12 protein-coding genes are annotated in these 23,830 nt (G+C 55.4%); 4 read left to right on the plus strand and 8 right to left on the minus strand.

The window, feature by feature from the left end; translation table 11 throughout:
• Window positions 1-221: 221 nt before the first annotated feature.
• The 8 genes from HMPREF6485_RS02010 to HMPREF6485_RS02045 form a co-directional block, all read right to left on the minus strand.
• Window positions 222-1,535: an ATP-binding protein gene (locus HMPREF6485_RS02010; RefSeq protein ID WP_004344305.1), complete on the minus strand. Its 1,314-nt coding sequence runs from the start codon at window positions 1,533-1,535 to the stop codon at window positions 222-224.
• Window positions 1,536-1,764: 229 nt separating this feature from the next.
• Complete coding sequence (locus tag HMPREF6485_RS02015) at window positions 1,765-4,116, minus strand: glycoside hydrolase family 3 C-terminal domain-containing protein (RefSeq protein WP_004344306.1); 2,352 nt, start codon at window positions 4,114-4,116, stop codon at window positions 1,765-1,767.
• A 74-nt stretch (window positions 4,117-4,190) separates the two neighbouring features.
• A complete protein-coding gene (locus HMPREF6485_RS02020) occupies window positions 4,191-5,633 on the minus strand; it encodes an emp24/gp25L/p24 family protein (RefSeq protein ID WP_004344307.1) in 1,443 nt (480 codons plus the stop codon).
• 142 nt (window positions 5,634-5,775) lie between these two features.
• Window positions 5,776-6,738 (minus strand): glycoside hydrolase family 43 protein, encoded by a 963-nt coding sequence (locus tag HMPREF6485_RS02025; protein WP_004344308.1) that lies wholly within the window; start codon window positions 6,736-6,738, stop codon window positions 5,776-5,778.
• 184 nt (window positions 6,739-6,922) lie between these two features.
• Entirely contained in the window at window positions 6,923-8,044 is a 1,122-nt protein-coding gene (locus HMPREF6485_RS02030) for an endo-1,4-beta-xylanase (protein ID WP_004344309.1), read from the minus strand.
• A gap of 15 nt (window positions 8,045-8,059) precedes the next feature.
• Complete coding sequence (locus tag HMPREF6485_RS02035; protein ID WP_004344310.1) at window positions 8,060-9,475, minus strand: MFS transporter; 1,416 nt, start codon at window positions 9,473-9,475, stop codon at window positions 8,060-8,062.
• A 21-nt stretch (window positions 9,476-9,496) separates the two neighbouring features.
• Entirely contained in the window at window positions 9,497-10,945 is a 1,449-nt protein-coding gene (locus HMPREF6485_RS02040) for an MFS transporter (protein WP_004344311.1), read from the minus strand.
• Between the two features lie 12 nt (window positions 10,946-10,957).
• Window positions 10,958-12,121, minus strand: coding sequence for an SGNH/GDSL hydrolase family protein (locus HMPREF6485_RS02045; protein WP_004344312.1), 1,164 nt, complete (start codon window positions 12,119-12,121; stop codon window positions 10,958-10,960).
• A gap of 388 nt (window positions 12,122-12,509) precedes the next feature.
• Here HMPREF6485_RS02045 and HMPREF6485_RS02050 point away from each other — a divergent pair, with 388 nt between their 5' ends.
• From HMPREF6485_RS02050 to HMPREF6485_RS02065, 4 genes are all read left to right on the plus strand, one after another.
• Complete coding sequence (locus tag HMPREF6485_RS02050) at window positions 12,510-16,433, plus strand: two-component regulator propeller domain-containing protein (protein ID WP_248622198.1); 3,924 nt, start codon at window positions 12,510-12,512, stop codon at window positions 16,431-16,433.
• A gap of 73 nt (window positions 16,434-16,506) precedes the next feature.
• Window positions 16,507-18,534, plus strand: coding sequence for an alpha-glucuronidase (locus tag HMPREF6485_RS02055; RefSeq protein ID WP_004344315.1), 2,028 nt, complete (start codon window positions 16,507-16,509; stop codon window positions 18,532-18,534).
• Window positions 18,535-18,596: 62 nt separating this feature from the next.
• Complete coding sequence (locus HMPREF6485_RS02060; protein WP_044126195.1) at window positions 18,597-20,264, plus strand: GH35 family beta-galactosidase; 1,668 nt, start codon at window positions 18,597-18,599, stop codon at window positions 20,262-20,264.
• 368 nt (window positions 20,265-20,632) lie between these two features.
• A complete protein-coding gene (locus tag HMPREF6485_RS02065; protein WP_407636079.1) occupies window positions 20,633-23,680 on the plus strand; it encodes a SusC/RagA family TonB-linked outer membrane protein in 3,048 nt (1,015 codons plus the stop codon).
• Window positions 23,681-23,830: the final 150 nt, after the last annotated feature.

The raw sequence follows: 23,830 nt of genomic DNA on the forward strand, positions 1-23,830 counted from the left end.
ATCATCCTTTTCTTATCCTGAACTGACATATCAATCTTGTCGGCAAGTGGCCCGAATATATTCCCCCATTCATATCGGCTGAATCATGAGATAAGAGCCGGAAGATTGCCGCACATTCGTCCAATGGGCTCCCCAGTCACTCTCCAATACGCCATCAAGCCCCCGGGAACAGTTGCTCTCGGGGGCTGACGGCGCAAAAGGACACAAGGTTGTCCGTCGGTCTACATATCGTCGAGCGACAAACCGCCCAACGTGAATTGATATTTCCCAAAAGTGGCCTGGGGCAATGCTTCCACCTTTTTTGCCAAGGCGGGAAGGCTTATTTTTCGCGGATTGCGCTTCACCTCGGCGATGAATCCCGTATGGTTTTGCTCATTCACTGCCACAAGGTCTACCTCGTTTTCGCCGCTCCGATCCCACCAGTTGCCCACTTCCGTGTATTTTCCGCTCTCCATGGCCTTGCTTTGAAAGTAGGTTTCAAGCACCCGACCCGAAAATTGGCTATAGCCTTCTTCCATCCCTTCACGCACCAAATGTAATTGATTGCGTTCTATCGCATTCTGATAGGGATAGACGAAGCGGAACCAAAAATTCAGGAAATTGTCTCTGATAGCGTATTTGCTGACCTTCGACCCCACCTTGGAAAAGAGTGGGCGCACCTTTGAAATCATCTCGTAATTGTTCTCCAAGTTGGCCAGATAAACACCGGACGACTTCCCAAGCACACCGTCTATCTCCGAAATGCGCGTCATACCCGATGCAAGAAGCTGGAGGATAGAGAAGTAAGTATTGTAATCATTGGAAAATTCATTGCTCACAAGGTCACGCCCCTCGGTCAGGAAATAGGAATCTTGCCGGCACACATAATCCAGCATTTCCTGCCGGCTGAAACATCCGGCATCCATGAGCAGCTCCACATACTTGGCCACCCCACCGGTTATCATGTAAAGGGTCAACAGGTCGTCGGGCTGATAAGCCGGAGCGTGATCGCCCAATATCTCTTTGAGCACGCTGGTATCAAACGGGCGAAGGGTGAATTTGGAAGTGGCGCGACCATAAAGCGGTTCGGCACGGTTTTCAAAAATGCGCTTCATCAGCGTGTGAATCGACCCACAAGCAATAAGATTGATATGTGACGAGCGGTGATAACGGTCCCATATCTCCTGCATTTCGCTGAAAAGAGCCGCATTGATGCGGTAAAGATTCTGTATCTCATCAAATACTACCGTGAAGTGCCGGGTCTGTGAAGCCTGCATGATCACCTCAAACAGTTCGCGAAACCGCGAAATCCGCCCGAAGACATTGATGCCCAAAGAGTTTTGGAGTTCTCTTTGCATCTTGTCGCACAGCATGGCCTCATTGTCACGCGACACAAACAGATAGGCAAAAGGTTTCCCTTCAAGCGCTTTGAGTATAAGCGAGGTCTTGCCTATACGGCGCCTGCCCATAAGCACTGTGAATGAAGCGGCCTTTTCGGCCTGTGCTTCGCTGTTGCGCAGCAGTTCCAATTCTTTTTCTCTATCGTAGAACTTCATAATATAAACGGTGATTTATATAAATGGCGGTTTATATAATGCAAAGATAGGCGTTATCTCCGAGAAAACAAAAATATGGGGGATAAAAAACAAGAATTTGCCCACGGAATTGTCTGATAGGACAAATATCGCTCTTGGAATGACCAAGGGGAAGGACCGACAAAAGAAAGGGGACTTATGGGCAGCATTCTTTTTGCTTGTCCATAAGTCCCCTTTAATTATATGGTGGTTACTGCTTCAACAGATTGAGCGGCTGTTGGGAAGCCAAAACGTTGTTCACTTTCTCCGTGTAGCCGTCGAGTTTGAGCGACGAGGTGGCACGAATGTCCTCCACGCTGGCACCGAACTTGAAGACATAAGTGCCGGCATCGGCCTTCCATTGGCTTCCGGCCTCGTCAAAACTGGCGAGGTCGCGCTTCTCAATGACCATCTTCAAGGTTTCGCTCTCGCCCGGTTTCAACTCACGGGTCTTGGCAAAGGCCTTCAGTTCCTTGGCCGGTTTCTCGTAGGCCCCTTTCGGAGCCTGCACGTAGACCTGTGCCACCTCCTTGCCGGCCACGCTGCCCGTGTTTTTCACCGTGATGCTCACTTCAACGTTGTTGCCCTTAACCCTCACCGAAGGATTGGCAAACGCAAAGGTTGTGTAGCTCAAACCGTAGCCGAAAGGATAGGCCACCTGACGGCGGAAAGTGTCGAAATAGCGGTAGCCCACATAGATGTCTTCCTCATGGTTGCAGAAGTCTACACCGGGAATGTTGCCCGCTCCCCAATCCTCCATCGTGCGATAGGTGTACATGTCGTATTGCGGAGCAAAGTTTTTAGTCGAAGGATGGTCGGTGGCGGCAATGGGCCAAGTCATTGTGAGATGTCCCGAAGGATTGGCCTTGCCCGTGAGCACATCGGCCACGGAGTTGCCTCCCTCCTCTCCCGGTTGCCAAGCCACAAGGATGGCATCGGCACGGTCGCGCCACGAAGCGGTCTCCATCACGCTGCCCGAGTTGATAATCACGATGACGGGTTTGCCGGCTGCGCGGAAGATGTCGCTCACGCGGAAGATCATCTTCTTCTCGTTGTCCGTGAGGTTGAACTCGCCTTCTATCTGCCTGTCCATACCCTCGCCGGCCTGCCGACCTATGGTGATGATGGCCGCATCGGCCAGTTTGGCTTCGGTGGCGGCGCAACGCTCGGATATTTCTATCTCATCAAGCTTGGGCTGTCCCTGATCGAGAAACCACATCATGGGATTCTTGTCGGCCTTGAGTTTGGCTTTGGCATACTTCACGTAGTTCTGGTAAATCTCGGTGAGCTGCGGTGTGGTGCTCACTCCGACATTCTTGAGCCCTGTCACCATATCCACCACGTAGGGCACGTTGACACATCCCGAGCCCAGACCACCCGAAAGGAAGTCGTAGCTGTTCACTCCGAAGAGGGCCACGGTCTTGAGATGGCGTATGGGTAGCGTGCCTCCGGTATTCTTCAGGAGCACCATACCCTCGGTGGAACTCTGACGCGTGATTTCTGCATGGGCCTTGAGATCGGGCTTGTTGGAGAACTTGTAACCCTTGAAGCGTGGTGTGCGGACGATGTATTCGAGCATATTGCGCACATTGCGGTCCACATCCTTGATGTCAACGCGCCCGGCTTTCACGTCGTCGATGATTTCCTGCGCCTGTGCGGGATATCCCGGCATCATCAAGTCGTTGCCCGCAGTCACTTCCTGTGCCACGGGCAGGTCTTTGCGCTTACCTATCCAGTCGGTCATCACGATGCCCTTGAAGCCCCACTCATCGCGCAGAACGGTGGTGAGCAGATCCTTACTACCCTGTGCGTAAGTGCCGTTAATCTTGTTGTAGGCCGACATAAGTGTCCACGGCTGACTCCGGCGCGTCATCATCTCAAAGCCTTTGAGATAGAGTTCGCGCAAGGCGCGTTGGCTCACGCGCTCATCGACCCGTGTACGGTCGCTCTCCTGCGAGTTGACGGCATAATGTTTGGCACTCACACCCACGCCCTGACTCTGTATGCCCTGCACCATGGCCGTGCCGATGAGGCCCGTCACCACCGGATCTTCACTGTAATACTCGAAGTTGCGACCACAAAGCGGATTGCGGTGGAGATTCATTCCGGGGCCGAGAATCACGTCAACGCCATACTCCAACGTCTCGTTGCCAATGGCCCGGCCCACTTGTTCGACGAGTGCCGTGTTCCATGTGGAAGCCAGACAGGTGCCCACGGGAAAACCGGTGGCAAAGAATGTCTGGTCGGTGCCGTCACGGTGGGCATCGATATGCACGCCTGCCGGACCGTCGGCCACCACCGTTGCGGGGATGCCCAACCGGGGTATGGCTACTGTCGTGCCGGCAGCACCGGCCACGATCTTCTTCTGGTGGCCCAGCATAGCGCCGGAGCCCACGAAGCCGGGATTACCACCGCCTACGAGAAGTTGTGCTTTCTCCTCGATGGTCATGGCTGCCAGCACTTCATCGATGTTGTTTGCTGTGAGTTGTGGAATCTGTTGTGCCATCATTGTTGTGGATAAGAGGCCTGCCGCGAGGGCCAAGCCGAGTTTCTTGTGCTTCATTGTCTTATTGGGTTTTGTTATTAGTTAAGAGTTGAAAAGTGAGGGGTGGGAAGTTGGAAGTGAGGAATGGGGAGTCAGGGGGATGGGGAAAGATGGACAATCTGTGCCAAGTCGAGTTTCTTGCCCAACCGGCTTTTGGTGGAACGCACGGCCTGTTCGGAACAGCAAAACGACCGGGCTTTCTCGGCATCAGACATCCCGTTGCGCTCCATGATACAGAAGAACGTCTCTTTCGGGGTCAGGGCATTGTCGGGATTGTCAATGATGGCGGCGAGCCGGCGGTCAATATTCCACATCACACCCGCCACGGCCTTCTGCTCGCGACGGCCCATCTGACTGATATTGCTGTGGCAGAGAATGGCATGGAGCGTGTCGATGCCAAGTTTGGTTTGGGCGATGGAGTCATAGTTTTGGTCGCCGGCCAAGCGGGCGGGCAACTTCTCCTTGAGCGCATCGAGCCGCCCCACCTTTTCGTCTACCGACCGTTTGAGTTCCTCTATCGTGGCATCACGCCGCCCAAGCATCAGTGCCAAGTCTTGCCGCACTTCACTTATGCGGTCGCGGAAACGTTTGTAGAGGGCCTGTGTGCGACGGTAATACCACACCGTGAGTCCGAATATCACCAGCAGAAGGACAATGATGGCCAACGAAAACCACAGCCGCTGTTCGAGCTTCTCACGTTGCTGTATCTCCTGATCCATCCTACTCTGCACCCGGAGAATGTCAAGATTGCGGCCCGACGACTTCAACGAGTCGCTCATCTCCTTGAGTTGCTTGTAGGCATCCAGTGACCCACGATAGTCACCATGCTTCTCCAGATAGTCGCTCTTGACGAGCAGCCGGTTGTATTGCAGCGTGGCATCGCCCTTAGGGAGAATGCTCATAAGCATCTGGGCACGCTCATCCTTGTTTTGTTTCAAGTAAATGTAGCACAACAGCGACACGGCATTGCCGGCAGCCGAAGAGTCTTCGGCCAGCAGGGCAGCCTTGTAGGCATGTTCTTCCGCTGTAACCAGTTCGCCGGCAAGCATTTCGCGATAGGCGATGTTCTTCATTATTTGCGACTGCTGGCTGCGGTCGGCATGTGGATAGAGCCTCTTGGCTTCGAGGGTGATGTGCCAGGCACTGTCCGGACGGTTCATATTGTAGAGCACGTTGGCCTGATTGATGAGCACATCCACCATCAGATCTTTCCGTGCCATGGCGCGGGCAGCGGTCATGGCCTTGTCGAAATATTGCAAGGCGCGTTCGTCGGCTCCCAGCGTCTCGTTAATCCACCCGATGTGATGGTAGACCCGATAAAGCGCCAGCGTGTCGCCGGTGTCGCCGGCAAACTTCTCGGCATGTTTCAGTTGCATCATAGCTGCACTGAAATCCTGCCTGTCAATGTACAGTTCGGCACTGTCTGCACAGACTGCCAACACCGACCGCTCCCCTCCGAGAGCACCCGAAGCCGCCCGACGGCACGAAACCGCCGACAAAGCCAATGCCGCCAGCAACAAAAACACCTTATACATAACGCTCACAAAGATAGTGATTTTTTCTTACTTCTTATCGCTTTGCATAAGGAAAAACGCTTCCGCCGGCAACATCAGGCTCTAAAAGAAAGCATTACCGAACTGCGGCAACAATTTGCCCACAGTCCGGTAATGCACACGTTCACTCGCTCTTCATTGTCAGAATGCGCCCTTCCTCGTCGTATGAGAGCGGCATCACCTTGACGGAACGCAACCAAGTGGTGTCGTTGCTGGGCACGCAATCATGGTGGAAGAGATACCACCGGCCTTTGTATTCAACGATGCTGTGGTGGGTGGTCCACCCGACAACGGGCTCAAGTATCACACCTCCGTAGGTGAAAGGCCCGTAGGGATTGTCGCCCACGGCATAGCACAAATAGTGGGTGTCGCCGGTGGAGTAACTGAAATAGTATTTGCCCTTGTACTTGTGCATCCAGCTGGCCTCGAAGAAACGGTGGGGGTCGTCGGCCGGCAGGGGCTTCCCGTTGCCGTCAACAATGAGCACGGGCCGCGGCATCTCGGCAAACTGCATCACGTCGTCGGTCATGCGGGCCACACGCGAGGGCAGCGGGTCTTCCTTACCCTCAGGCAGATGCTCGCACTTCAGAGCCTTGTTGTCCTTATACCATTGCAGTTGCCCGCCCCAGATGCCACCGAAGTAGCAATATATCTGTCCGTCATCGTCTTTGAACACACAGGGGTCGATGCTGTAAGAACCGCGTATAGGGTCGCCCTGCGGCTTGAAAGGCCCTTCGGGACGGTCGGCTACGGCCACCCCTAAACGAAACACGCCATTATAGTCTTTGGCGGAAAACACGAGATAATACTTGCCGTCTTTCTCCACCACATCGTTGTCCCACATCTGTTTCTCGGCCCAGGGTACGTCGGCCACATCAAGGATCACCCCATGGTCGGTCACCTCGCCGTCCATCACGTCATCGAGCGAGAGCACATGATAGTCCTTCATTTGAAAATGCCCGCCATCATCGTCGAAGCATTCTCCACTGTCCCAGTCGTGAGAGGGATAGATATACACACGGTCGTTGAAGACATTAGCCGACGGATCGGCCATATAATCCTTAGGAAAAAGATACCTTGGTTTCATAAGTTTGCAGTTGGTTATTGATTGATTAGGAGGAGTTAAAGGGAGTTAAGACAACAGCTTTTATTGCCACTCATATCATTATGCTTTAACTACGCAAGGAGCTTTCAAACAATCCGGCTATTGTCTTAACTCCTTTTCCTTAACTCCCTTTAACTCCATATATATTCCTCTAATAATACTCTCCCTACTCCCGGTACATCTTGATAATCTCCTTCACCACCGGTTTGGGCCGATATTCGCGGTCGAAGAGCAACGGATAGTTGGTGCGCCCTTTAACCGGCCAGTCGTTAAGCCACGAAGAGCCGTCGTCCACGCCCCACAATGTGACACGCTCAATATTGGCGGTGTGCTTCTTGTAGAGCCGGAAAAAAGCCAGATAACGCTCGTTGAAAATCTTTTGGGCCTGCTTGTCGAGTCCTTTCACGTAGGGGTTGAGCTGCTTGTCGTAGGTGAAATTCTGACTGATTTCAGCTCCACCAAACTGCTTCGGGTTGGGTAACATATTGAGATCGAGTTCCGTCATCTGAATCTTCACGCCACAAGCCACCAGCGAGTCCATCGTGGCCTCATAGTCGGCAAGATTGGGATAATCCACGCCATTGTGGCTCTGCATCCCCACAGCGTCTATGCGGCATCCCTTGCTTTTGAGGTGGCGCACCAACCGGCACACAGCATCACGCTTCGCAGGCTTCGACATGGAGTAGTCGTTGTAGTAGAGTTCGGCATCGGGATCGGCTGCATGGGCAAACCGGAAAGCCAGTTCGAAGTATTCCGGCCCTATTATATTATAATAAGGTGTCTTGCGGTAGCTTCCATCATCCTCAAAGGCTTCGTTGATCACATCCCATCCCTTGATGCGGCCTTTGTAGCGGGAGACAACATCGGTGATGTGATGGTACATGCGGTCGATGAGCACCTCGCGGCCCACGGGCTTGCCCTCCTTGTCGGTAAACATCCAACGGGGTGGCTGGGAATGCCACACAAGGCAATGGCCAATGACGGTCAGGCCGTTGTCTTCGCCAAACTTCACCGTCCGGTCGGCATCATCCCAGAAGTAGGTGTGCTCCTCGGGATGAATACTCTCACCCTTCATGCAGTTCTCAGCCACAATGGAGTTGAAATTGTCCTTCACCACTTCGGCCCCTTTCGCATCGCGTCCCCACACCACATCAGTGTTCACGGCGGCGCCGATGAGGAAGTGTTTGCCAACCACTTCCTTTAGAGTGGGCAGTGAAGGCTTCTGTGCCACGGCCGGAGAGACGAGCAGCGCGGCAGTAAGTGTTGCTAACAGTTTGTTCATTTTCATTTGTGAGATTATAGGTTATGATTCTTTGGAGCGGTTTTCTATCTCTGTGTTGATACGGTCTATCACATCGTCGGTAAGTTCATACTTGGAGATGATGAAGATGGCGAGGAGCAACAGCAGTGCCGGAATGACACACACCAACCACAAGATGCCCTGCTGCGCCAAGGCCGACTGGGTGGTGGCATTGGTCTGGTCGAAGCCCACGACACTCAAGATGAGGCCGGGCACCACACCGCCGAGGGCCATACCGGCCTTGTAGAAGATGCCGGTGAGGGCGTTCACGATGCCTGAAATGCGGCGGCCGGTGGTGTACTCGCCGTAGGAGATGACCTCGGGCACGAGTGCCCACATGTAGCCCGTGGCCACAATGACACCCGTGGACTTGACAAACTGGGCCACATAGACGAGCCACACCAGATGGCGCAACGCCGGCACCACGGATATGACATAAAGCAAAGCCATGCCGAAGATGGCAATGCCGAGGAAAGCATAGAACATCTGCTTCTTGCCGATGGCGCGCTTGATGGCGGGTATCATGGGCATGAAGATGAAAGCCGGCACGGAGCCGAGCCCCATGAAGACGGACATCTGCGAGGGAGTGCCGTTCACATTGTATATCATGTAATAGCTGCCGGCAGAGTTACCGATGGCCATCATGGCAAAAGCCGTGATGAAGAAGAAGGCCAACACGCGCAACGGACGGTTGCGCACAAATTCCACCCACAGGTCGCTCACCTTGACATTGGCTGTCTCCTCGCGGTCCATCACCACACGCTCCTTGCATTGGGTGAAGCAAAACACGAGCAGGACCATGCCCACCAAGGCGTAGAGAGTCATGGTGACAAACCACGCTCCGGCGTCTTCAACAGTGTTCATCTTGCCGTCGGGCGACATGGCAGCCACCAGAATGGGGATGCCGAGGCTCACGGCCAGTCCGCCGAGGTTGGCCATGAACATGCGCACGGAGGTGAGAATGGTGATCTCGTTGGTGTCGCGCGTCAGACTGGCATTGAGTGCTCCGTAGGGTACATTGACCAGTGTGTAGCACATCGACATACCCACATAGGTGACGTAGGCATAGAGCAGCGAACCCGAAAAGCCGTTCCAGAAACAGAGGATGGCAAAGCCCGAAAGGGGAATGCCGCCCAACACGAGATAGGCGCGGTATTTGCCGAGCCGCGGACTGTGCTTGTCGACGTATGTTCCCACGAGCGGATCCCACAACACATCGACCAGCCGGACGATGAGGAACATCACGGCCACGGCGGCGGGGTCGATGCCATAGACATTGGTATAGAACAGCAGCAGATACATACCTATCGTCTGATAGATGAGGTTCTGGGCCAAGTCGCCCGAACCGAAGCCTATACGCTGCAACCAATTCAACTTGTAGAATCCTTTGGATTCCTGAATCACTTCATTCATCTCCATACTATTTGGTTTTAAGTTTTATCACAAGATATTGCCGTTCGCCCCTTCCCCGGCACGCAAGCGGCGCGAAGCCAATTCGGCCTGCATGTTTTCATTATACCGCATGGTGATGGGATAGAATGCAAGGGCGGCAAGCCCGATGCAGAAGAGGGCGGCCGGAACAATACTCGCCACGAGTCTGATGCCCTGCACGGCGGTCTCTCCCTGCACCGCCACACCCCCGGGAACATAGCCGAAGAACGAAAGCAGCAGTCCGGCCAAAGCTCCGCCAAACCCGAGCCCCAGCTTCAAGGCGAACATCACGCCCGAGAAACAAAAGCCCGTGGCGCGCCGATGGTTGAGATACTCAATGTGGTCGGCCACATCGGCCACCATGGCCCACATCAGCGGGATGGTGGGGGCATAGGCCAGACTCTTCAGGAAGCAGAGCAGATAGACGGACTTCACGTCGGTGGCACCGGGCAGAAAAAACAGTCCCTGCAAAAGAACGGTGAGGGAAAGGCAGGCAATGTAGACGGTCTTCTTGCCATATCTGTCGGCCAGACGGCCCGAAAGGAACATCACACCGAAGAACTGCACCACGGCGTTGACGATGTTGAAGAGGGAGAAGCCCACAGAGTAGGCCTGCCCTTCGTGGGAGGCGAGGTGGAGCGAGCGCAGAAACTCAAAGAGCGAATGGCGGTCGAGATAACTCTGAAAGTAAAAGTTCATCGCCGAACCGCATACGGCCAGGGCGATGTAAAGCGAGAAACAGAGGAAAAACATCGCCCGCCACGACACGCTGCCAAAGGTTTCACGGATATCTCTCCTGACGCTCTTCTGCTGCCGGGGAGGTGGGGCGATGCGCTCGCGGGTGGAAAGGAAGCAGACAACAAGCAGCACAAAAGCCAGCAAGGCAAAGAACAGAATGGTGCGTGACCACCCCATGGACGCATTGCTGCCGCCCAACCGGGCCACAAGGGGAAGCGTGAAGCCCTGCACGACAAACTGCGCCACGGTGCTGGCTATAAAGCGGATGCTGTTGATGCTCGTGCGTTCCCTGATGTCGGAGGTCATCACACCGCCCAAAGAGGCGTAGGGCGTATTGTTGAACGAATACATGGCGAGCAGCAACACGTAGGAGACGGTGGCGTAGACGGCCAGCAACCCCTTGTCTTCGATGCCGGGATTGTTGAAGGCCAGTACATAGAAAGTGCAGAAAGGCACAGCCGTCCAAAGCAGCCAAGGGCGGTATTTGCCCCAGCGGGTGGAAGTGCGGTCGGTGATGAGGCCCACAAGCGGGTCGGCAAAGGCACTGGCCATCGGGGCCACGAGCAGCACACCGCCGGCGACGGCACCGCTCAGGCCGAAGACATCGGTGTAGAACTTCAGCTGATAGATCATCATCATCTGAAACACCAAGTTGGCCGCCACGTCGCCGAGCGAATAGCCCACCTTCTCGCCAAACGTTATTTTCTGTCTATTTTGCATGTGCGTCGATAGTTATGGACGGTCGATGACGGTCGCCGCATAGCGGCCCATCGCCTCATAGCCACGTGGATTGAGGTGCAACCAGTCGTCGGAATAGTCGGCCTTGAGCCTTTGCGAGTCGGCGGCATCGCGGGTGAGTTTGTCGAAATCGATCACACCGGCTATCTCTTTGTTGGTCCTTATCCACTCGTTCACGGTCTGCCGCATCGCTTCACGGAAGAAAGAATACCAGCCGTGGCCCCTAGTGGGCGTGATGGTGCCCATATACACCTTCATGCCGGCAACCTGCGCCTTGGCTATCAGTACCCCGTAGGCCTCGATGAGCCGCCGGGCCTTCTGCTCATAGTCGGCGTTGCAGGTGCCTATGTCGTTGGTTCCCTCGAAGATGATGAGCCGGTCCACACCCTTCTGGCCGAGGATGTCACGGTCGAACCGCATCAGAGCAGGCTCGCTCAGTCCGCCTTCCACCACGCAGTTGCCGCCAATGCCGAGATTGAGCACTCCCACCTGTCCGCCCAAGGCCTCGGCCATGCGGTCGGGCCAGCGGTTTTGCAGGTCGGTGGTGCTGCCCCGTCCGTCGGTGATGGAGTTGCCGAGCACGGCCACGGCCCTGCCCGCAGACCACACGTTGATTTTGGAAATGTTATACCAGTGCACCGGTTTCTCTATCGCGTGGAATCGCGCCCCGGGCTTCACCGTGCCCCGGGCTATATAGGAATGCGTGCGCGAACCGCGGTGGGAGGTGGCATTCACAGGCACCCGGCTGCCGTAGCAGATGGTCACGGCCAACCGCTGCAGGGGTTTGAGGGCATAGTTGAGGGCATCGCTATAGACGGCCTCGCCGGGCTCAATGGTCACCGAGCGGCGGCCACCAAACGACAAATAGGTGGCTGTGCGGGCATCGATGTCGCTCGAGTCCCGTGCATCGGCGATGTAGACCGACTTGATTTCCACCGCCTCCCGGCTGAATTCGTTGGACAGTTGCACCTGCAACCGACTGCCACCGAGCGACACCTTCACGACTTGCCGCAAGGTGGTGTTGGCCAGCGTGGTGGTTTGGGGCATATCGCCCTTGCCGGTAAACTCCGGTGCCGTAGCAAACGTGCCCACCCACTGTTGGGCGTCGGCTGTGGCCAGCGACAGAAAGAGAGCCAAGAGGAGGTAGAGTTTCTTCATGTTTAAAGCAATTATGTTGCTGCAAAAATACGCAAAACTTTCTGTTTGCTCTTTCTCATTCGTAACCTATACATTTCTATTTGTTTCATAACGGGGATTATCTGTCTTTTTCCGGAGTGAAACATTTCAACATCACTCAAGTTTTGCTATCTTTGCAACAGATAGACATCACATGGTCGTCCGGGAACAAACGCATGGCGAGGACAACGGCCCGGTTGTGGTGCAAAGGCTCTGCACCATCCGCGCAAGGCTGTCGAACGCTCTGTGCAGAGGCTCTGCACGGACGGTGCAAGGGCTTCGCACCAAACCGAAACGAAATGACCGGTGGAATCAATTCCGTCACCCGAATGATCCAAACAATCTTTCAACCACACATGAACGCATGAACATGAAACGTACACCTTATTATATAATGGCCGTCCTCTGCCTTGCCGTGACGCTGCTGGCTTGGGGCGACCGGGGCCAGTTCTACACAGCCGACCGGCTGCCGAGCAGCCTCATCAAGTGTCTGGCGCAAGACCGCTACGGCTACATTTGGATAGGGACGGAGTATGGCTTGAGCCGATTCGACGGCTACAAGTTCACCAACTTCCTGCACGACAACAAGGACACTACGTCTATTGTGGACAACACCATCACCGACTTTCTGATAGACAAGGCCGGCAGCCTGTGGATAGGCAGTGCCAAAGGGCTCATGCGCTACGACTACCGGCACAACAACTTCGTGCGCTATCCCCTGCCCGACGGCCGACGGCCACGCATCTACTCGCTGATAGAGAGCCGGCGGGGGGACGTGCTCATCGGCACGGCAGGTTTCGGACTCTACTCCATCAAGAAGGGGCACGGACAGGTGATACATGAGAAAGACTATTCGCCGCGCGACTCGGACATGTTCTACACCCACATCTACGAAGACAGCGAGGGCAACCTGTGGCAGAGCAGCCACCAACCGGTGTTCAACCGATTCTGCAAGCGGGGCGGCAAGGTGCGCATGACAAGCTACAACTCGCCGGCGGGAGCCCCCGTGGCCTTTTTCCAGCCACGGCGCAACGCCCTGCTCATCGTTTGCATGTTCGGCATCATCGGCTACGACTACACCACCGGCCAACTGACCGAGGCAGGCTACGACTTCGGTTCCTACACGGGAAACATCACCATCAACAGCGCCACGCTCGACCATCAGGGCAACCTCTATGTGGGCACCTCGGAGAGCGGGGTGCTGATGTGTCCGCGGGGGGCACGCACCTTCGCTCCCTACACGAATGAAAACAAGAGCCGGTTTGACCTCGGCACCTCGTTTGTGAACGACATCATGGAAGACAAGGACGAAAACCTATGGGTGGGCTGCTACAAGAAAGGGCTCTATCTGGTGAACAACCGGCAGGTGGCCTTCAATAGCTGGAGTTTCTCCAACCAGAACTTCGTAACGGGCAGCTGCGTGTCTTCACTGGCTGCCGGCGACGGGGGCATGACATGGTGTACGGTGCAGAACAGCGGTGTCTTCGGTTTCGACACCGGGGGCCGCATCGTCAGCCATCCGGCTTCGCCGGCAGGCACTTGCATCATCTACCGCGACAGGCACAGCCGCTACTGGGTGGCCACGCCCAATGCGCTCTACGAGTACCGCCCCGAGACGGGCACCTATACGGCCAAGATGAGATTTGCCAGTGCCGGAGTGCCCTGCATCGCCGACGACGGACGGGGGCGGCTCTTCGTCTCTGTCTACAGCAACGGTCTCTACATCTACGACACCGGCACAGCCGAAGTGAAGGTGGTCAACATGAGCCAGCGCGGCCGGCACGGACACCTTTGCAACGACTGGATAAGGGGCATGGCCTTCGACCGGCAGGGGATGCTTTGGATGGGCACCTCCAACGGTGTGTGCTGCATGGATCCCAACACCTATACGTTTGACAACTACGGTTGGACAACCATCCTGAAAAACATTCAGGCCAACTATCTCTGCGAGGACGAAAACGGCAACATCATCATCGGTACCGACAACGGGCTCTACCGGTACGACAGCAAAGCCAACCGGGTGGGGATGTTTCCGGGGGCCGAACGGCTGCGCGACAAGCAGATATGCGGCATCGTGAGGGATGCCCAAAACGACATTTGGGTGAGCACGACAAAGGGGATATGGCAATACGACCACCGGGAACGGCTGTTCATCGGCCACATCAACGGCAACGGACTGCAAAGCCATGAATACATGCAGGGGGCTGTGATGCACACCGACAGAGACTTCATCGGCTTCGGCACACCCGACGGCATCGTGACATTCTATCCCGAAAACGTGAGAAACAGGAGTACGGTGCCGGGCAATGTGCTGCTCACCAACTTCCTCGTCGATGGCAAAAGCATCGACTGCATGAGTGATCACTTCGAACTGCCCTACAGCCAAAACTCGTTCACGCTCGAGTTTTCAACCCTCAACTACAAGAACGCCGACAATATCAGCTTCGATTACCGCATCAACGGGGGCGAGTGGCAGACAACAGCTGAGGGCACCAACGCCATCCCGTTTACCAAACTCGAACCGGGCCGGTATGTCATCGAGGTGAGGGCTGTCAACAACGGCACGTTCTCCAAAGAGACCAAGCAGCTGACCGTTATCGTGAAATCGCCGTGGTATGCCTCCCCACTGGCCTATCTTGTCTATCTCACCGTGGGCGGTGCGCTGCTGCTTTTCCTGCTCCGCAACTACGAACGACGGCGCAAGGCCGACCTCGACGAGCAGAAAATGAAGTTTCTCATCGATGCCACCCACGACATACGGTCGCCGTTGACACTGATCATGGGGCCGCTCAAAAAACTCAAGGAACGGCTCACCGACAGCGATAACCTGCAGGACATCGACACCATCGACCGCAACGCGCAACGACTGCTGCTGCTCGTGAACCAGATATTGGACGAGCGGAAAATCGACAAAGACCAAATGCACCTGCATTGTCAGGAGACAGATCTCATTGACTTCATCGTACACATCATGCACCTGTTCGACTATCATGCCCGGGAACGCAACATCACGCTGCAATGCACCGACCGGCAGGGCAACGACTTGACCGACAGCGGCGCGGCACACGGATCCATTGGGCCCATCAAGGTGTGGATAGACCGCATCAACTTCGACAAGGTGATTTCCAACCTGCTCTCCAACGCAATGAAATATACGTTCGACGGCGGCTCCGTGACCATCGTCATCGACAGCGACGACAAGCAGGCCAATATCAAAATCATCGACAGCGGCATCGGATTCAAGAACGAAAAGACCGACCGGCTCTTCGAACGCTTCTATCAAGGCAGCAACTCCGGCGGCCTGCATCTGGAAGGGACGGGCATCGGCCTTAACCTCAGTCGGTCGCTGGTCAACATGCACGGGGGCAAGATAAAGGCCTACAACCGCACCGACGGAAAGCAGGGGGCTTGCCTCGATGTGACCCTGCCGCTGGGCAACAGCCACCTGAAAGAGGAGGAAATCATGAAGAAAGAAGAGACCAACGACCAACCGGGCACGGCCAAAAAGCGGCAGGCGAGCAAGAACTTCCGCATACTGCTCGTGGACGATGACCCGGAGATAGCCCGATACATTGCCGGCGAACTGGGCGACTGGTATCGATTCGACTCGGCTCCCAACGGAAAAGAGGCATTGAAGAAACTGCTCGGCGACACGGGCTACGATCTCGTGATAAGCGACGTGATGATGCCGGAGATGGATGGTGTCACACTGGTGAAGAAAATCAAGACCAATTCCAACATCAGCGACATCCCCGTGATTCTGCTCACATCGAAGAGCGAGGTGGAAAACCGATTGGAGGGACTGAAGAAAGGGGCTGACGCTTTTCTGGCCAAACCCTTCAACATGGAGGAACTGCACATCCTCATCGACAATCTGGTGGACAATATCCGCCGCCTGCGCGGTAAGTTCTCGGGGGCATTGGGGCAAACGGAGAAGGTGGAAGACGTGGAACTCAAAAGCAACAACGACCAGCTCATGGATCGCATCATGAAGTGCGTGAACGAAAACTTGGGAGACCCGGACTTCAATGTGGAGAAACTCACCGAGGACGTAGGCATCAGCCGGGCACAGCTCCACCGCAAAATGAAAGAGATAACCGGGGTCTCCACAGGAGGATTCATACGCAACCTGCGGCTCGAACAGGCTGCCCGGCTCATCAAGGCGGGCAACGTGAATGTTACGCAAGTGGCATACGCCGTGGGCTTCAATAACCAGACACACTTCTCCACCGTGTTCAAAAAGCATTTTGGAATGACACCTACCGAATATTATGAGACAAATAAAAACGAATAGGGAACAATAGACAGACGCACAAAGGGTATTTTTTCATATATTTGCAACAGAAACATCAAACGCTCTTGCAAACATGAAAAAATACCTTTTGTGCGTCTTGTTATCTCTATGTAGTGTCTCTTTGCAGGCCAACGATGGTGCCGGCTTGTGGCTCGGCAACGAAGCCAACGACGCAAAGATGCGGGCGAAAGTCATCGCTCCGGCAGGGGGCGCAACGCTCTCCTTGGCCCGTGAAGAGATTGCGGCCCACTGGCAGTTGGGTGGCCCCGTGACACTGGTGCTCGACAAGGGACTCAACCTCGGCGACGGCTACCGCGTACAGGCTGCCTGCAACAGCATCGGCTGCACCGGCAGCTACTCGGCCACCGTGAGCGCATCGACCGAGGCAGGACTGCTCTACGGTGCTTTTGAACTGCTCCGGTTGCAGAACACGAGAGCAATCGATACCGGTGGCATTGCCCCGATAGCCGGATACGACGGTCGCAACATCGACAAGACAGAACAGCCGGCCTTTTCCCTGCGCCTGCTCAACCACTGGGACAACCTCGACGGAAGCATCGAACGCGGCTATGCCGGCAAGAGCATCTTTTGGAATTGCCACCTGCGCCCACAGACTTTCGGCAGCCGGCAACCCTCGCCCGGCGTGCAGCGTCTCATCGACTATGCCCGCGCCAATGCCTCTGTGGGCATCAACGGGGCTGTGCTCAACAATGTGAATGCCTCACCCAAGATGCTCACCCGCCCTTATCTCGACTCTGTAAGGATGATAGCCGACATTCTGAGGCCGTGGGGCATTAAGGTTTACCTCTCTGTCAACTTCGGTTCGCCCAAGGCTTTGGGGGCCACAAAGACGGCCGACCCGCTCGACAAACGTGTCGTCAAGTGGTGGCAAGACAAGGCCAAAGAACTGTACAGGCTCATTCCCGACTTCGGAGGCTTCCTTGTGAAGGCCAATTCCGAGGGCCAGCCCGGTCCGTTCGACTACGGTCGCACACATGCCGACGGAGCCAACATGCTGGCCGATGCCCTGCGACCCTATGGGGGCATCGTGATGTGGCGTTCGTTTGTCTATGGTGCCCGTCACAAAGGGGAAGACCGTGTTAAGCAGGCAGTCTCTGAGTTTAAGGAACTTGACGGGCTGTTTCGCCCCAACGTGATGCTGCAAAGCAAGAACGGACCGCTCGACTTCCAGCCCCGGGAACCCTACGCCCCCATCTTCGACAACATGAAGCAGACTCCCCAGATGGTGGAATTCCAAATCACGCAGGAGTATCTCGGCCAGTCGAAGCATCTGACCTATCTGGCCACGATGTGGAAAGAGTTCTTCTCGTTTGTCAGTCCTTCCCGTCTGAAGGGCATTGCCGGCGTGAGCAACATCGGGCAAGACAAGACATGGTGCGGCCACGACTTCTCACAAGCCAACTGGTATGCCTTCGGTCGGTTGGCGTGGAATCCCGAGTTGTCGTCGGAAGATATTGCCCGCGAATGGCTGCAACAGACTTTCACAACCTCCACCGACTTCGTTGACCCCATGACGGAGGTGATGATGACGAGTCGCGAGGCCTGCGTGGACTACATGATGCCGCTCGGTCTGCACCACATCTTCAAGTTTGACCATCACTACGGGCCCGAACCCGATGGCTTCAAGGCCGAATATCCCATCGAGTGGTGTCCCGTCTACTATCACAAGGCCGACACGGCCGGCATCGGTTTCGACCGTTCTTCCCATGGCACCGATGCCGTTGGCCAATACGCCGAACCCTACCGGTCACTCTACAACGACCTGCGCACTTGTCCCGAAACGTATCTGCTGTGGTTCCACCACTTGCCGTGGAACTACCCGATGCGCGACGGACGAACCCTTTGGGAAAGTCTCAACGCCCACTACAACCGTGGAGTGGAAGCCACGGAAGACTATCTCGACACTTGGCAACGGATGCGACCGTATGTAGAAGAAACCGACCACGACAGCAGGCAGGCTTCCGGCAGCCGATGGAGCCGCGTAAACGAACTGCTGAAAACACAGGTCGAAAATGCCCGCGAATGGCGGGACGTATGCCTGAAATACTTTCATTCCTTCACTCGCCGGCCTATCCGATAATGGTCGGAGACTTCTTCCAACTCATGATTTCCCCTCTCAAAAGATACTAAACAACCATGCTCATGAAAAGACTATTCTTGATTTTCCTGACTCTCATGGGGCTATCCGGACAACTTCTTGCCGACGTGAAACTGCAACAACAGGGCACAGCCACCCAACTTGTGGTGAACGGCCAGCCCATGCTCATTCTCGGCGGAGAGCTAAGCAACTCGGCCGCCACCTCCATTGCCGACATTGACAGCGTGCTTCCGCGTATGGCCCGACTGGGACTCAACACGGTATTCGTGCCTGCCTGTTGGGACTTGCTGGAACCCGAAGAGGGTAAGTTCGACTTTTCGCTCATCGACGAGACCATCAAGGTGGCTCGGGAAAACCGCCTGAAAATCGTATTGCTGTGGTTCGGAGCATGGAAAAACTCCATGAGTTGCTATGCCCCGCTATGGTTTAAGTGCGACAGCAAGCGGTTTCCCCGCGCTACCACAGCCAACGGCAAGCCGCTTGAGATTGCTTCAGCCTTCTCTGAAGATGTTTTCCAAGCCGACAACAAGGCTTTTGGAAGGCTGATGCAACACATTGCCGAGATCGACCGAAAAGAAAATACCGTCATTATGATGCAGATAGAAAACGAGATCGGTATGCTCGAAGCGGCCCGCGACCATTCTCCGTTGGCAGAGAAAGCATGGCGACAGCCCGTTCCGCAAAAGCTGTTGACGGCCTTGAAAATCAACAAGAAAGGCACTTGGCCTGAGGTCTTCGGCACCGACTTCTATGCCGAAGAGAAGTTTCAAGCCTATCACTACGCCCGCTATGTGGAGCGGTTGGCCCGCACGGCCCGCAGCATCCACGACATCCCACTCTACGTCAACGCCGCCATGAACAGCCGCGGACGCAAGCCGGGTGAATATCCCTCGGCCGGACCGCTTGCCCACCTTATTACTATATGGAAGTGTGCGGCCCCAAGTATTGACATTTATGCGCCCGACATCTACGACAAGGGCTACAAAAACTGGGTGGCCCAATATAAGCGGCCGGACAATCCTTTCTTCACTCCCGAGGTGAGACTCGACCGCAACAGTGGGGTGAGGGCTCTCTACACCTTCGGCGAGGCGGATGCCATTGCCTACAGTCCTTTTGCCATTGATCAGGCACCGGAGGAAGTGTCCGGAGAAATAACTCGCACTTACGACCTGCTGCGCCGGCTCACTCCCACGCTGCTGTCGCATCAAGGCGGCAAGCGGGCGGCCCCAAACAACTGGGGACTGCTCTTCGACCGTCAGGACAAAGAGCGGGTGATAGAAGACGGAGAGGTCACGCTCACCTGCCGCCACTACTTCACCTTGCCGTGGGACGCACGGGCCACAGACGGTAGCGAATGGCCCGAAGGCGGTGGTCTCATCGTGAAGCTGGCCAAAAACGAATATCTCATTGCCGGTAACGGACTCGTGGTGGTATTTCAGTCCAAGACAGAGAAGCTGCAGGAGACGAAGGTGGTGCGCGGCGAAGACGGATTCGTGGACAACGGCAACAGCCGCAACGGTGTGCCCATACAGCAAAAACCGTTTACGGGGAAACGAGTGGGCATAGGCCATGTAGACCAAGTGACATTCGACGAGGCGGGGCACATGAAGTTTCTGCGCCGTGACAATGGCGACCAAGACCATCAGGGGCGGCACGCCCGCATCTCATGTGGAGAGTACAAGATGCTGCACGTGAAGCTCTATGAATACTGATCAGGGAGTCACTTTTCCGTTCGCCTTTCCTCATCCTTTCTGTTAAAAAGAGCCCTCCCGCCCCCCCTTCCACCGGAATGATACAAAAAGAAATATCACTGAAACGTATATTCGGCCGTTTAAAGACTATTTGGCTATCTTTGCAGGCAGAGTTTTCACCTAAATCGTATAAAGACAAAACTAAAACCTAATAAAGACAAAAAAGGAACAAAGCTCATGGAACAATCAACAAAAACAATCTCTGCGCCCCCACGTTTGCCGCGCATGACATTAACTCTCTTGAAAAGTAAAACCAACTACCAACAACTATGAACCTGAAAATCAGAAGAACAACCATCGCAGTGGGAATATGTTCCGCAGTGGGACTTATGTATTCACCACACGCCAATGCTGCACAGGCAGCAAACACGGTCGCCGCCGTTCAGCAGTCGAAGAAAGTGACCGGCAAAGTGAGCGACTCGATGGGGCCGCTCATCGGCGCCACCGTCATGGAAAAGGGCACCACCAACGGTGCCGTGACCGACATGGACGGCAACTTCACACTGAATGTGAAACCGGGAGCCACACTCGTCATATCCTATGTGGGCTATGACACACGGGAAGTGCCGGTGGGCGACAAGACCTCCATCAACATCTCTCTCGAAGAAACGGGCCAAAGCCTCAACGATGTGGTCGTGATAGGCTACGGCACACAGCGCAAGGAGGCCGTCACGGGCTCCGTGGCCAACATCAAGGGCGACATCGTGAGGGAAGTGCCGGGGGCCGACATCACCCACTCGCTGCAAGGTCGCATTGCCGGTGTAGAGATGGCACAGACCTCATCGAAGCCGGGTGCATCGATGCAGATACGCATCCGCGGCACCCGTTCGCTCACGGCCAGCAACGACCCGCTTATCGTGCTCGACGGCATTCCCTTTGCCGGAAGCCTCAACGACATCGACCCCAACAACATCAAGTCGATGGACATTCTCAAGGACGCCTCCGCAACGGCCATCTACGGCTCGCGCGGTGCCAACGGCGTGATATTGATCACCACCTACAAAGGCTATCAGGAGCAGCGGCCCACCGTTACCTACAATGGCTACATCGGGGCCAAGACACTCTTCCACCGCTACCCCATGATGAATGCCGAGGAGTTTACCCGACTGCGCAAATATGCCAACAAATTCCAGAACGGCACCGACGAGACCTATTGGGGCGAGGAAGGGGCCGTGGACACTGACTGGCAGGACATGCTCTTCAAGACCGGCATCACGACCAATCAAGATGTGGGCGTATCAGGCGGTTCGGCCCACGGCAGCTACAATTTCGGCATAGCCTACTATCGTGACGAAGCCGTCATCCCCACGCAAAACTTCAACCGCTACTCCATGCACGCCGCCATCGATCAGGAATTGGGCAAGTGGTTCAAGGTGGGATTCAGCACCAACGCCAACTACAGCATCACCAACGGGGCGAGTCTGGGGCTTTACAACACCCTCAGTGCCACACCCATAGCCAACCCCTACAACAAGGACGGAAGCCTGAAACAGCGCATCAACATGTCGAACGACACGCAGTGGGTCTACTCCAAGTCGACCATTGAGAGTCTCGGTGACGGCTTCAAAGACCAGACCAAGGCCTACGGTGCCTACAACAACTTCTACGGTGAAGTGAAAATACCTTGGGTGGATGGGTTGAAATACCGCATGAACATCGGTCTCAACTACCGTCACAGCGACTATGGCAACTATGTGGGACAAGGTGTGTTCTCTGACAATGCCAACGCCAAGTCGCACGCCACGGTGATGGACCGCACCATGACCAACTGGGCCGTTGAGAATCTGCTCACCTACGACAAGACCTGGGGCAAACACACCATCAATGCCGTGGGACTCTATTCGGCCGAACAGACCACCTTCCGGCAGAAACATCTCTACGGACTTGACGTACCGGCCGATGCCTTCCAGTTCTACAACATCGGGCAGGCCACCGAAATCACGGTCGATCCGGCCAACCAGCGCTACTACAAGAGCGGACTGGAGTCGCTCATGGGGCGCGTGATGTACAACTACGACAACAAGTATATGGCCAGCGTGGCTGTGCGTGCCGACGGGTCTTCGCGTCTGGCCAAGGGGCACCAGTGGCACACCTACCCCGCCGTGTCGCTCGGTTGGAACATGGCCCGCGAAAACTTCATGAAAGAAATCAAGTGGCTCGAAAGCCTGAAGCTGCGTGTGGGCTACGGCGAGACCTCCAACCAGTCGGTTGAACCCTACAAGACACTCGGCCGGTTGTCCACCCGCCCCTACAACTTCGGCAGCACTTTTGTCACGGGTTATTACATGTCCGAACTCCCCAATGCCGAACTCGGTTGGGAATATTCCAAGACATGGAACTTCGGTCTCGACTATTCGCTTTTCAACGGCCGGCTGAGCGGCACGATGGAATACTACGTGCAGAACACCGAAGACCTGCTCATGAGCGTCAACCTGCCTGCCTCGGCGGGTGTGACGAGCTACATGGCCAACGTGGGAAAGACCCGCAACAAGGGCTTCGAGTTCTCCATCAACGGCACCATCCTTGACAACCATCACGGATGGACATGGGAAGCGGGCCTGAACTTCTATACCAACAAGAACGAACTCGTGGAACTGGCTTCCGGAGCCGAACAAGACGAGAGCAACTGGTGGTTTGTGGGCCAGCCTATCAATGTGATCTACGACTACCAGAAGATCGGTATCTGGCAGACCAATGAGGAAGAGGCCCGCAAAATTGCCGAGCCCGGAGGCAACGCCGGTATGATTAAGATCAAATACAACGGCGAATATGACACCAACGGGCTGCCCAAACGGGCCTACGGCTCTGCCGACCGCCAAATCATGAAAGTGGATCCCGACTGGGAAGGCGGCTTCAACACCCGCGTGGCCTACAAGAACTGGGACCTTGCCCTCGTCGCCTCCTTCCGCCACGGCGGCACACTCATCAGCACCATCTACGGTGCGCAGGGCTATCTGAACATGCTCAGCGGCCGAAGGAACAACATCAGTGTGAACTACTGGACAGAGGACAACCCCACCAACGACTATCCCAAACCGGGCGGCATCGAGAGCAGCAACAATCCCAAATACGGCAACTCACTGGCCTACTTCAGTGGTTCCTACCTCAAGATGCGCACCATCACGCTGGGCTACAACTTCAACCAGTCTTGGCTCAAGCGCTGCGGCATCACCAAGGCCCGCATCTATGCCACGGTGCAAAACCCGTTCGTGTTCTTCTCGCCCTACCACAGCGAGTCGGGCATGGATCCGGAGACCAACTCCTACGGCAACGAAAATCAGGCTGTCAACACTTTCTACAAGTCGCGTCTGCTCGTAGCGGGCTACAACACCCCGTCTACCCGCAACTGGCTTCTCGGCCTCAACATCACATTCTAAAAGGCAAGCGGAGGAGTTAAGGAGCCAAAGGGAGCAGAAGGGAGCCAAGACAACAGTTTGACTCTTCCAATGCTCCAAGACGGTCAGCCAACAAAGCTGTTGTCTTAACTCCCTCTAACTCCTTAACTCCCTTTAACTCCTTAAAACATC

The sequence above is a fragment of the Segatella buccae ATCC 33574 genome (genome assembly GCF_000184945.1).
GTDB lineage: Bacteria > Bacteroidota > Bacteroidia > Bacteroidales > Bacteroidaceae > Prevotella > Prevotella buccae.

Coding starts and splice junctions, on each gene's coding strand:
- HMPREF6485_RS02010 (WP_004344305.1), bottom strand. CDS start 1,535: ATGAAGTTCTACGATAGAGAAAAAGAATTGGAACTGCTGCGCAACAGC.
- HMPREF6485_RS02015 (WP_004344306.1), bottom strand. CDS start 4,116: ATGAAGCACAAGAAACTCGGCTTGGCCCTCGCGGCAGGCCTCTTATCC.
- HMPREF6485_RS02020 (WP_004344307.1), bottom strand. CDS start 5,633: ATGTATAAGGTGTTTTTGTTGCTGGCGGCATTGGCTTTGTCGGCGGTT.
- HMPREF6485_RS02025 (WP_004344308.1), bottom strand. CDS start 6,738: ATGAAACCAAGGTATCTTTTTCCTAAGGATTATATGGCCGATCCGTCG.
- HMPREF6485_RS02030 (WP_004344309.1), bottom strand. CDS start 8,044: ATGAAAATGAACAAACTGTTAGCAACACTTACTGCCGCGCTGCTCGTC.
- HMPREF6485_RS02035 (WP_004344310.1), bottom strand. CDS start 9,475: ATGGAGATGAATGAAGTGATTCAGGAATCCAAAGGATTCTACAAGTTG.
- HMPREF6485_RS02040 (WP_004344311.1), bottom strand. CDS start 10,945: ATGCAAAATAGACAGAAAATAACGTTTGGCGAGAAGGTGGGCTATTCG.
- HMPREF6485_RS02045 (WP_004344312.1), bottom strand. CDS start 12,121: ATGAAGAAACTCTACCTCCTCTTGGCTCTCTTTCTGTCGCTGGCCACA.
- HMPREF6485_RS02050 (WP_248622198.1), top strand. CDS start 12,510: ATGAAACGTACACCTTATTATATAATGGCCGTCCTCTGCCTTGCCGTG.
- HMPREF6485_RS02055 (WP_004344315.1), top strand. CDS start 16,507: ATGAAAAAATACCTTTTGTGCGTCTTGTTATCTCTATGTAGTGTCTCT.
- HMPREF6485_RS02060 (WP_044126195.1), top strand. CDS start 18,597: ATGAAAAGACTATTCTTGATTTTCCTGACTCTCATGGGGCTATCCGGA.
- HMPREF6485_RS02065 (WP_407636079.1), top strand. CDS start 20,633: ATGTATTCACCACACGCCAATGCTGCACAGGCAGCAAACACGGTCGCC.